This window comes from Alkalihalobacillus sp. TS-13, from assembly GCF_019720915.1.
Lineage (GTDB): Bacteria > Bacillota > Bacilli > Bacillales > Fictibacillaceae > Pseudalkalibacillus.
In genome coordinates this window covers 1-645 of sequence record NZ_JAHKSI010000019.1, presented here as the reverse complement: position 1 = coordinate 645, position 645 = coordinate 1, and the positions used below count along the sequence as shown (strand labels likewise).

The 645-nt window shown below is 54.6% G+C and carries 1 rRNA gene; it reads left to right on the top strand.

From position 1 onward, the window contains the following. Nucleotides 1-645, top strand: a 23S ribosomal RNA gene (locus KOL94_RS24910); the annotation flags it as partial.

The following is a 645-nucleotide window of genomic DNA, read 5'->3' as shown; positions in this document are numbered from 1 at the left end:
GGTTAAGTTATGAAGGGCGCACGGTGGATGCCTTGGCACTAGGAGCCGAAGAAGGACGGGACGAACACCGATATGCCTCGGGGAGCTGTAAGTAAGCTTTGATCCGGGGATTTCCGAATGGGGGAACCCACTGCCCGTAATGGGGTAGGATCCATACCTGAATCCATAGGGTATGAGAAGGCAGACCTGGGGAACTGAAACATCTTAGTACCCAGAGGAAGAGAAAGCAATCGCGATTTCCTGAGTAGCGGCGAGCGAAACGGAATCAGCCCAAACCAAGAGGCTTGCCTCTTGGGGTTGTAGGACACTCTATACGGAGTAAGAAAGGAACGGCGTAGGCGAAGCGGTCTGGAAAGGCCCGCTGGAAGAGGTAACAGCCCTGTAGCCAAAACGTCGTTCCCTCCAGAGTGGATCCTGAGTACGGCGGGACACGTGAAACCCCGTCGGAAGCTGGGAGGACCATCTCCCAAGGCTAAATACTCCCTAGTGACCGATAGTGAACCAGTACCGTGAGGGAAAGGTGAAAAGCACCCCGGAAGGGGAGTGAAAGAGATCCTGAAACCGTGTGCCTACAAGTAGTCGGAGCCCATTAACGGGTGACGGCGTGCCTTTTGTAGAATGAACCGGCGAGTTACGATAACGTGC